The organism is Roseateles sp. P2_H4, assembly GCF_056403315.1.
This window is the reverse complement of sequence record NZ_JBFUFR010000012.1, coordinates 140,103-148,687: the sequence shown is the minus strand read 5'-3', so window position 1 is coordinate 148,687 and position 8,585 is coordinate 140,103. Positions and strand designations below refer to the sequence as shown.

The 8,585-nt window shown below is 69.9% G+C and carries 7 protein-coding genes; 3 read left to right on the top strand and 4 right to left on the bottom strand.

Annotation, left to right across the window (positions count from 1 at the left end; translation table 11 throughout):
- On the bottom strand, positions 1 to 1,466 hold a 1,466-nt coding region (locus tag AC1DW3_RS11570; protein WP_477931454.1), incomplete at its 3' end, for a methyl-accepting chemotaxis protein.
- Positions 1,467 to 1,637: 171 nt separating this feature from the next.
- On the opposite strand from AC1DW3_RS11570, the gene AC1DW3_RS11565 reads away from it, so the two are divergent.
- A complete protein-coding gene (locus tag AC1DW3_RS11565; protein WP_477931453.1) occupies positions 1,638 to 2,150 on the top strand; it encodes a hypothetical protein in 513 nt (170 codons plus the stop codon).
- Here AC1DW3_RS11565 and AC1DW3_RS11560 read toward each other — a convergent pair.
- Entirely contained in the window at positions 2,133 to 3,149 is a 1,017-nt protein-coding gene (locus AC1DW3_RS11560; RefSeq protein WP_477931452.1) for a LacI family DNA-binding transcriptional regulator, read from the bottom strand. The two genes, AC1DW3_RS11565 and AC1DW3_RS11560, sit on opposite strands and share 18 nt — an antisense overlap.
- A 168-nt stretch (positions 3,150 to 3,317) precedes the next feature.
- Between AC1DW3_RS11560 and AC1DW3_RS11555 the strand changes: the two genes are divergently transcribed.
- Positions 3,318 to 3,695 (top strand): YciI family protein, encoded by a 378-nt coding sequence (locus tag AC1DW3_RS11555; protein ID WP_457324161.1) that lies wholly within the window; start codon positions 3,318 to 3,320, stop codon positions 3,693 to 3,695.
- Positions 3,696 to 3,709: 14 nt separating this feature from the next.
- Positions 3,710 to 4,936 carry an MFS transporter gene (locus AC1DW3_RS11550; protein ID WP_477931451.1) on the top strand — a complete coding sequence of 409 codons (1,227 nt, stop codon included), beginning with the start codon at positions 3,710 to 3,712 and terminating at the stop codon, positions 4,934 to 4,936.
- 50 nt (positions 4,937 to 4,986) lie between these two features.
- On the opposite strand, the gene AC1DW3_RS11545 is transcribed toward AC1DW3_RS11550, so the two are convergent.
- Both AC1DW3_RS11545 and AC1DW3_RS11540 read right to left on the bottom strand, forming a co-directional pair.
- On the bottom strand, positions 4,987 to 5,913 hold the full coding sequence (locus AC1DW3_RS11545; RefSeq protein ID WP_477931450.1) for an alpha/beta hydrolase: 927 nt from the start codon (positions 5,911 to 5,913) through the stop codon (positions 4,987 to 4,989).
- A gap of 25 nt (positions 5,914 to 5,938) precedes the next feature.
- Positions 5,939 to 8,560 (bottom strand): glycoside hydrolase family 3 C-terminal domain-containing protein, encoded by a 2,622-nt coding sequence (locus AC1DW3_RS11540; protein ID WP_477931449.1) that lies wholly within the window; start codon positions 8,558 to 8,560, stop codon positions 5,939 to 5,941.
- Between the last annotated feature and the right edge of the window lie 25 nt (positions 8,561 to 8,585).

Below are 8,585 nucleotides of genomic sequence, written 5' to 3'. Positions count from 1 at the left end.
ACCAGGGCGGCGTTCTGCTGCGTGACCTGGTCGAGCTGGTTGACGGCTTCGCTGACCTGGTTGATGCCCTTGGCCTGTTCGCCGCTGGCCGCGTCGATCTCGCCGATCAGGTCGGCCACGCGCTTCACATGGGCGACGATCTCGCCCATGGTGCTGCCGGCCTCGGCCACCAGTTGGGAGCCCGCGTCGACCCTCTCGACGCTCTGGCTGATCAGGCTCTTGATCTCCTTGGCGGCCTCGGCCGAGCGCTGGGCCAGTACGCGCACCTCGCCGGCCACGACCGCGAAGCCGCGCCCCTGCTCGCCGGCGCGCGCGGCTTCCACCGCCGCGTTCAGCGCCAGGATGTTGGTCTGGAAGGCGATGCCATCGATGGTCGCGATGATGTCGACGATCTTGCGCGAGCTGGTCGTGATCTCGTCCATGGTGCTGACGACACGGCCCACCACCTCGCCGCCCTTGGACGCGACGCCGCTGGCGCTGCTGGCGAGCTGGGTGGCGGTGCGCGCGATGTCGGCGTTCTGCTTGACCGTCGCACTCATCTCCTCCATCGACGCGGCCGTCTGCTGCAGGTTGGCCGCCTGCTCCTCGGTGCGCTGCGACAGGTCGGCGTTGCCGGTGGCGATCTCGGACGAGCCGGTGGCAATCGAGTCCGAGCTGTGCCGCACCTGGCTGACGATCCGCGCCAGGTTGTCGTTCATCGCCGCCAGCGCGCGCAGCAGTTGCGCCACCTCGTCCTGGCCGCGCACCGTGATGCTCTGGCGCAGGTCACCCGCCGAGACGGCTTCGGCCAGTTGCACGGCGACGGCGACCGGCTGCGTGATGGAGCGCGTGATCAGCCAGGCCAGCACCGCACCCATGGCGACGGCGAACACGGCGGCCAACAGCGTGATCCATTCGGCGCGATGCTGGATGGCCTGGGCTGCGTCGTACTCCTCCTTGGCCACGCGCACCTGCAGGCGCTGCAGCTCGCCCAGGGTGTCGGCCACCTGCGGCGCCATCTCGGCCACCTTGCCGTCGTAAAGGGCCCGTGCGGCCTCCATCTCGCCCTTGAGCAGGGCGGCGCGCGCCGGCGCCAGGCCTTGCTGGGCATAGCTGCTGCGCGCGGCGACGAAGCGGTCGGCCAGCTGCTTTTCCTCAGGGGTCAGCTTGGTCGCCAGGTATTGCTTGAGCAGCTCGTCGATGGACTTGATGTTGGCCGCCATCTCCTGCGTGTGTTTCTCGATGACCACGGGCTCGGCCTTCAGCATCATGTCGGCGAGCAGGAAGCGGTTGCGTATCGTCAGCCGGCTGATGTCACCGAGCTGGGCCAGCGGCACGGTGCGGTCTTCATAGACCGTCTCCAGGCCCGCAGCCACCTGGGCCAGGCTGGCCCGTCCCAGCAGGGCCACGGCGGCCAGCAGGCACAGCACGACACCAAAGGCCAGACCCAGACGCGGGCCTATCCTGACTTGTTTCAACCAGTCCATCTTGTGCTCCCGTTAGGTCGGGCAACTCTAGGCAGGGCCCGGCTGTGCTGTCAAAGGATTTGTGCGGCGCAGCATGCGAGCAAGTACCGGGTTCGCCGGCTCGGGCGTCCGGCAAACTGCGCCACAGCCATGCGTCCGCCATCCCCACAGCCCCAGCCGCCCACCCTCTCCTTGGAACGCCGCCGCTGGACGGCCGTGTTCTCACTGCCCTTTGCCTTCGTCATGGCATTCAGCGGCCTGTATTCCTTGCTGTGGCTGCCGCAGCTGCTGGGCCCGAAGCTGGGTTGGGCGATGGGTCTGCTAGGTGCGCTGACCTGCCTGGCCCTGGCGGCCAGCCTGGCCGTTCCGGCCTGGAAAGCGCTGCGTCAAACAGGCCCGGCCCTGGTCGTCGATGCGCGCGGCATCACCGACAACTTCCACCTCAACACCCACCTGCCCTGGCGCGTCATCGCGTCCGCCAACGTGGAGCTTTACAAGGGAGGTGCGCTGGTGCTGGTGCTGCTTCCCGGAGCCCGCCTGCCCGACGGCGAGGTGGTGCGCGCGAGGTTCTGGCGCCGCCTCTTCAGTGGCGGCGATCTGAGCATCCCCCTGGGCAGCCTGGCGCACAACCCCCGGCGCCTGAGCGAGGCCTTGCAGGCCCACCTCGCGCAGCAGGGCCGCAGCGCCTCAGACAAAGCGCGTTGACAGCCTCACCACCAGCTCGGGCTCGGGCGCCACGGCCCGCGGCCGCTTGTGGGCCAGCAGGTCCAGCATGGCCGCGGCCGCGCGGCGGCCCAGTTCGGCCGGCGACAGATTGACCGTCGTGCGCGGCGGGCAGGCATGGGCCGCGGCCAGCACGTCGTCGAAGCCGACGACCGACACATCCTCGGGAATGCGCAGGCCATGGCGGTACAGGGCCTGGGCGGCACCGGTCGCCATCTGGTCGTTGGCGGCGAACAGGGCCGTGAACTCGACACTGCGGCGCAGCAGGTCTTCCGCGCCACGCTCGCCGCTGGGTTCCTGGTAGTTGCCACGCACCACCAGGGCCCGGTCCAGCGCGATGCCGGCCTCCTCCAGCGCGGCGCGGTAGCCCTGCTCGCGCTCGACCGCATCCGGATGGCTGGGGTCGCCGGTGATGTGGGCGATGCGGCGGTGGCCGCGCTGGATCAGATGCCGTGTCGCGGCGCGGGCGCCCTCGAAGTCGTTGGAGTGCAGGCAGTGCAGGCCCGGCGCCTTCAGATCCCGGCCGGTCGCCACGACGGGCAGGTCCTGGGCCAGCTCGGTCAGGAAGTGGTCGTCCAGCATGCCGGTCAGCACGATGATGCCGTCCACGCGGCGCGCCTTCAGCGACTGCACGCAGCGCTCCTCCTCGCGCCGGTCCCAATGCCCGCTGGCCACGACCAGGCCATAGCCGGCCTTGGACAAGGCCTCCTCGACGCCGCGCAGCGTCCAGGCATAGCAGGGGCTCTCGAAGTGCTGCACGACGATGCCGATGGTGCGCGAGCGACCGTCGGCCAGCGCCCGCGCGATGGTGTTGGGCACAAAACCCAGCCGCGCGATGGCCGCCAGCACGGCCTCGCGCTTCTCGGGCTTCACATGCGGCGCGTTGTTGATCACGCGCGAGGCCGTCGTCGTCGACACCCCGGAGGCGTCGGCCACCATGCGCAGGGTGGCGGCATGAGAGGAGTTAGCTTGGCTTTTCATCAGACCCAATGACAACGCTGTCAAATCAGACGCAATCGTGCATCAAGTTCGGGCATTGGGCAAGCGAGGGCCATCAAAAACCGGGCTTGTCGATTTGGCGGGGCGTCGTTCGTCGTGGGGTGAGGCGGCGCCATCGCTCCGCCGCACCGTGACCCGGGAGACCCGACCATGCGATTCCTTTCGATGATCCGCGCCGACGAAACCACGGGCCAAGGCCCCACCGAGCAGTTGATGGCCGACATGGGCCAGTTGATCGACGAGCTGACCCGCTCGGGGCAGCTCGTCAGCACCGCCGGGCTGCGGCCCAGCTCGGAAGGCGTGCGCGTGCGCCTGCACCGCGACGGCCAGCTCTCGGTGGTGGACGGCCCCTTCACCGAGACCAAGGAGGTCATCGCCGGCTACGCCATCTTCGAGGCGCCGTCCCGTGCCGAGGCATTCGAGCTGACCCAGCGTTTCCTGCGCCTGCACGGCACCGGTTGGGACCTCGTGTGCGAATTGCGCCAGATCGACGGCCCCGGAGAGGGCTGCACCCATTCAGTTTCCTGAAGAAAGGACCGGCCATGCCCTCCTGGACAACTCCCCTGCGCGAGCACTACCGCTGGGTCATCGTCGCCGCCGGCGGCCTGCTCGGCTGCGTCGCCATCGGCGCCCTCTTTTCGCTGCCGGTGCTGCTGCGGCCCATCGCCCTGGACACGGGCTGGTCCACCACCGGCATCTCCACGGCCATGACCGTCGCCTTCGTGGCCATGGCCGCTGGCAGCATGTTCTGGGGTGCCCTGTCCGACCGCACCGGGCCGCGCCCGGTGGTGGTGGTGGGCACGCTGCTGCTGATCGCCGGCCTGACGCTGTCCAGCCTCGCCACCTCGCTGCTGGCCTTCCAGGTCTGCTTCGGCGCCGTCGTCGGCCTCAGCGCGGCGGCCATCTTTGCGCCGCTGATGGCCTGCGTCACCGGCTGGTTCGACACCCACCGCAGCCTGGCCGTGTCCCTGGTGTCGGCAGGCATGGGCATGGCGCCGATGACCATGTCGCCACTGGTCGCCTGGCTGGTGCAGGGCCACGACTGGCGCAGCACGCTGCAGATCGTCGCGGCCGTGGTGGCGGGCCTCATGCTGCCCGCCGCGCTGCTGATCCGCCGCCCGCCGGCGCTGGCCCTGGCTGCGGCCTCACCCGATGCGCCCCAGGAGGCCGGCCCCTCTGTCGCCCAGGTGGTGCGCTCGGCGCCCTTCCTGATCCTGGTGCTGACCAGCTTCCTGACCTGCGCCACCCACTCGGGACCGATCTTCCACACGGTGAGCTATGCCGTCACCTGTGGCATCCCGCTGATGGCCGCCGTGTCCATCTACAGCCTGGAAGGCCTGGCCGGCATGGGCGGGCGCCTCGTGTTCGGCCTGCTGGGCGACCGCTTCGGCGCGGCGCGCACCCTGGTGCTGGCTCTGCTGGCCCAGGCCATCGTCGTGCTCGGCTACATCTATGCCCGCGAGCTGAAGAGCTTCTACACGGTGGCTGCCCTGTTCGGTTTCACCTATGCCGGCGTGATGCCGCTGTTCGCCGTCATCGCCCGCGACAACTTCCCGCTGCGCATGATGGGCACGGTGATCGGCGGCACCGCCATGGCCAGCAGCATCGGCATGGCGCTGGGGCCGGTGCTGGGCGGGCTGATCTACGACTCGTTCTCGACCTACTCCTGGCTCTTCATCGGCGCCTTTGCGATGGGCATGGGTTCCTTCCTGTGCGCCCTGGCGTTCACGCGCCTGCCCAAGCGGCCCCTGGCCGCCGTGCCGGCATGAGCGCCATGGGTCTGGCGCTGAGAGCGGCAGCCGCCAGCCGAGCTTCGCTGCTACGGCGCGACCTTGGCCGCGAGCAGRCCGTTCACATCCAACCAGTGCATGAACACCGGAAACCAGCCATTGGCGGTGTTGCCCGGGTAGCCCAGGCCGAAGCCATGGCCGCCGTTCTGGTAGAGATGGAACTCGACCGGCCGACCGGCATCGAACCAGGACTTGACGACGCCGAACTGGCCACGGAACAGGAAGTCGTCGCTGGCGATGGCGCTGAACATCGGCGGCGCGTCCTTGGGCACATCGACCGGGCCCATGCCGCCGTAGATCGGGGCGATGAAGGCCAGCTTCATGGTCTTGGAGTGCAGGGTGGCGTGCATGGTCAGGCCGGCGCCGGCCGAGAAGCCGACCATGCCCAGCCGGCGGGGGTCGACACCCCAGGCCTTGGCCCGTGACAGGATGAGGGCGTAGGCGGCCTCGGCATCGGCGAGCTGGTTGGAGAGGTCGGGATTCAGCGGCGGCGGCGTGCTGCCGGTACCGATGGCTGAGAACATCCGGTTCATCGAGTCCTCCAGGCCCTGGAGCGTGTCCGGCGTTGGAATCAGACGGTACTTGAGCACGAAGGCCGCCACGCCCCGGTCGGCCAGGGCCTTGGCCACCTTCCAGCCCTCGTTGTTGATGGACAGCCAGCGAAAGCCCCCGCCCGGCGTCACGATGACGGCCGTCCCCGTGGCCTTTCCCGGCGCCGGCAGGAAGGGCGTGAGCGTGGCGGTGCTGACGTTGCGCACCATGGGCTCGCCCCACTGGCGGAACCAGCCTTCGGCGGCAGGCTGCTTGTCGACGCCGCCGGTGCCGAGCACGATGGCCTCGGGCTCGGACGGCGCCTGCAGGGGGTAGATGCGCCCGTCCTGGGCGCGTGCGCCGGTCGTGACAGCCAGCAGCAGGGAGAAGGACAGGGACAGCAGGGCGGAAGGCAGCGATGGCATGGGTCTGTGACTCCGTTGGGGGCGTTCAGCGCGGCAGCTGAACCTGTTGCTTGAGCGAGAACTCGGCGCTCGTCGACGGTGCAGCCGTGCCGGGCTGGCCGCCGCCCACGCTGAGGCGGTAGCTGCCCGGCATGAGCTGGCGCACGCCGTCACGGTCCACGAAGCTGAGGTCGCGCGCATCCAGCCGGTAGCTCAGCTCGCGCCGCTCACCGGCCTTCAGGTGCAGGCGCTGGAAACCGCGCAGCGCCAGGCGCGGGCCACCCTCGAAGCGCGGCGGCAGCAGATAGAGCTGGGCGACCTCGTCACCGTCGCGCGCGCTGGTGTTGGTGACGGCCGTGCGCACCAGCAGGCGGGTCTCAGCGCCGTCCTCCTGCACCTCGACGATAGGCGGCTCATAGCGGAAGCTCGAGTAGCTCAGCCCATGGCCGAAGGGATAGACCAGCTCGCCGCCGAAGAAGCGGTAGGTGCGGCCAGCCATGCGGTAGTCGTCGAAGGCCGGCAGATCGGCCGCGCTGCGATAGAAGCTGACCGGCAGGCGGCCGGCCGGGTTGGCCGCACCGCCCAGCACCTGGGCGATGGCCTGGCCGCCGCCTTCGCCCGGATACCAGGCTTGCAGGATGGCTGCCGCGTGGGCCTTGGCCCAGGACAGGTCGATGGCGCTGCCGCTGAGGTTCAGCACCACCAGCGGCTTGCCGAGTGCGGCGGCGGCCTGCAGGTAGGCACGCTGGTCGGCGGGCAGGTCGAGCTTGGTGCGGTCACCGCCCTGGAAGCCGTCGATCTTCACGGGCATCTCCTCGCCCTCAAGGTCCGAGGTCAGGCCCACGACGGCCACGACCACGTCGGCATTCGCCACGCCCGCGCGCAGCTCCGCCAGCGGCTGGCGCGAAACGCGCTTCCAGACCATGCCGGGCGGCGCGCCGCCGCCCGACTCGGCCTCGAAGTGCAGCGCGACGCGCTCGCCCTTTTTCAGCTCGACCTGCGCCAGGGCGACCGGCTCGGCCCATTGCGTCGGGCGCTTCGCCAAGCTGAGGTCGCGCCCGCCGATGCGCAGCTGACCCTTGATGCCCGCCACGCCGAGCCGGTAGCTGCCGCTCTCGGGCGCGACCAGGAAGCCGGTCCAGACGACGCGTGTCACCTCGCCTGCCTCGGCAAAGTCCCGCGCGTGAGATTCGAGCTGCGCCACGCCGTGGCTTGCAAAGGCCTTGGCCTGGAAGCGGCGCTTGCCCCTCTCCCTCGAAGAGCCGGCCTCCAGGTTGAAGTAGCTGGCGCGCAGCCCGGGGCTGCCGTCGGGCGCGATGAAGGCGCTGGACGGCACCGGGTCGCCGTCGGTGATGGAAGGGCCGAAGGGCAGGAGCTGGACCTGGGCCGCCGAAAACTGCTGGCTCAAGGCCTCGAAGACCGTCTGCGTCGGCCCGGTCTGGCCCGACGAATAGTTGCCGCGCATGACGCGGCGCGCATCGGCCAGCGGGCCGACCACCGCGATGCGGGCCGTGGCCGGCAGCGGCAGCACGCCGTCGTTCTTCAGCAGCACCAGGCTCTCGACCGCGGCCCGCAGCGCCAGGGCGCGGTGCCCCGCCGAGTTGATGGTCTCGGCCGCGGGGAAGCTGCGCTCCTCCAGGCCCGGCAGGTCGCCATTGCGCAGCCGCGCCGAGAACAGGCGCACCAGCGCGTTGTCGATGTCGGCTTCGCGGAGGTAGCCCCGCTGCAGCGCCTGCTTGTAGCGCTCGCCCAGGGCCGGCGTGTGCGACAGCGTGGCGCCATTGCACTCGTTGTCCATGCCGGCCTTCAGCGCCGCGGCCGCCCCGGCGGCGGCGTCGACGGCGTATTTGTGGTGGGCGCTGATATCGATCACCGCATCGCAGTCCGACACCACATAGCCGCTGAACTTCCAGTCCTGCCGCAAGGTCTTCACCAGCAGGCTCTGGCTCGCACAGGCCGGCTCGCCGTTGACACGGTTGTAGGCACACATGATGGAGCCGGCCTGGGCGTCGACGATGGCCGCGCGGAAGGCCGGCAGATAGGTGTCCTCCAGGTCCTGCGCCGAGACCCACACGTCCACCGAGTGGCGCGTCGATTCCGGGCCGCTGTGCACCGCGAAGTGCTTGGGGCTGGCGATCACCTGGGGCCGTTGGGCATCCGGCCCCTGCATGCCGCGCACGAAGGCCTTGGCCAGCGTACCGGTCAGGAAGGGGTCCTCGCCATAGGTCTCCTGGCCCCGCCCCCAGCGTGGGTCGCGGAAGATGTTGATGTTGGGCGACCAGGTGTCCAGCGAGCCGCCGATGCGGTTGGGGTTGTTCTTGCCGCGCCCCAGCGCGTAGACGGCCCGCACCTCGGTGCTGATGGTGGCCGCGACGTCAAGCATCAGGCGATCGTCGAAGCTGGCGGCCAGCCCGACGGGCTGCGGAAAGTTGGTCGTCGCGCCGGGACCGAAGGCCCCATGCAGCGACTCCGTCCACCAGTTGTAGGCCGGGATGTTGAGGCGCGGGATGGCGGGCGCGCCGTTGAGCAACTGCTCCGTCTTCTCGTCGAGCGTCAGCTGCGACACGATGTGGCGGGCCTTGGCGTCAGCGTCACTCTGCGGCGAGGCCGTGGCCGGCCCCGTGAATGCCAGGCCCCAGGCGAGGCAGGTGGCGGAAAGCATCTTCATGTGTGTCTCCAGATTTGTTCTCGCG

Excerpts from the sequence above, each read along its gene's own strand:
- AC1DW3_RS11555 (WP_457324161.1), top strand. The coding sequence starts at position 3,318 with ATGCGATTCCTTTCGATGATCCGCGCCGACGAAACCACGGGCCAAGGC.
- AC1DW3_RS11550 (WP_477931451.1), top strand. The coding sequence starts at position 3,710 with ATGCCCTCCTGGACAACTCCCCTGCGCGAGCACTACCGCTGGGTCATC.
- AC1DW3_RS11540 (WP_477931449.1), bottom strand. The coding sequence starts at position 8,560 with ATGAAGATGCTTTCCGCCACCTGCCTCGCCTGGGGCCTGGCATTCACG.
- AC1DW3_RS11560 (WP_477931452.1), bottom strand. The coding sequence starts at position 3,149 with ATGAAAAGCCAAGCTAACTCCTCTCATGCCGCCACCCTGCGCATGGTG.